Source organism: Paenibacillus sp. J31R30, assembly GCF_059692115.1.
Window position 1 is genome coordinate 1 of the sequence record NZ_JCAUAV010000035.1, and the last position, 1,106, is coordinate 1,106.

Here is a 1,106-nt window from a genome sequence, read left to right on the forward strand (position 1 = left end):
TCGACTTTCAACGAATATCTCCGGCAGGAGCGTATCCGTGCTGCCGAGCGGCTCTTATGCGAAACTAATCGGCCAGTGACATGGATTGCCAATGCTGTCGGGTATGGTGACGCTAAGTACTTTTCGCAGATTTTTCAAGAGCAGACGCAGCTGCTGCCATCCGAATTTCGAGCACAATTCAATAGGGAGAATTGATCACTGAAAATCGAACAAATGCCCCCCTTAAATGAAATAGCTCATTATAAACACGATACATCCTTCAGACTTTTAATCTAAACCTTCAATGTATAATAGGGATGAAAAGATACAAGGGAGGGATTAGGTTGAAAAGAAAACTTGTAAGCGTACTCCTGACGACATTTCTGGTTTCTAGCATGGCAGCTTGTACTTCTCCAAATGAAGCAAAGGAAACGAAAACGCCATCAACATCTGATGTAAAAGCTTCCTCAACACCGGATGTGAAAGCGCCTTCAACTACAAGTACAGCACAAACAACTGGTGATGATGTAGCCTTTTCCAAATTTCCGTCTCCGGTCGATGTTCATATCGGCATGGTTGTGGATCCGACAGACAAAACGTTGCCGCAAGGTGACAGTGTAGGAAATAACCAATATACCCGCTATCTGAAGGAGAAGTACAATATCAACATTATTGTTGATTGGACGGCAGCAACTGGCAATGACTATAAGCAGAAGGTTAGCTTATCCATTGCATCAGGCAAACTTCCAGACGGTATGGTCGTTGATGACCGGTCCTTTATGACGAAAGCCGCCAGTTCGGGATTACTGTACGATATCACCGATTCGTTCAACCAGTATGCCTCTTCTCAAGTAAAGGAAATTATGGCAAGCACACAAGGACGTGCGTTAGAAAACGCAAGCTTCAAAGGCAAAATGACATCTCTCCCTAATATCACAGTGGATACCGATGGCGTTCACATCATGTGGATTCGCAAAGATTGGCTCGATAAACTGAATATGCCGGTGCCCAAGACAGTTGGAGACATCGAGAAAACAGCTAAAGCGTTCATCGATAACAAGTTTGGTGGGGACAAAACAATCGGCATTGCAGGCCCATCAAAGAATACGTTCCCTTACGCAACTTTC

At 44.4% G+C, this 1,106-nt stretch carries 2 protein-coding genes; both read left to right on the forward strand.

Translation table 11 applies throughout. From position 1 onward, the window contains the following. A partial coding sequence (locus AC58QO_RS33675) for a helix-turn-helix domain-containing protein (RefSeq protein ID WP_497273254.1) occupies window positions 1–195 on the forward strand: 195 nt, incomplete at its 5' end. A gap of 128 nt (window positions 196–323) precedes the next feature. Beyond that, on the forward strand, window positions 324–1,106 hold a 783-nt coding region (locus tag AC58QO_RS33680; protein ID WP_497273256.1), incomplete at its 3' end, for an extracellular solute-binding protein.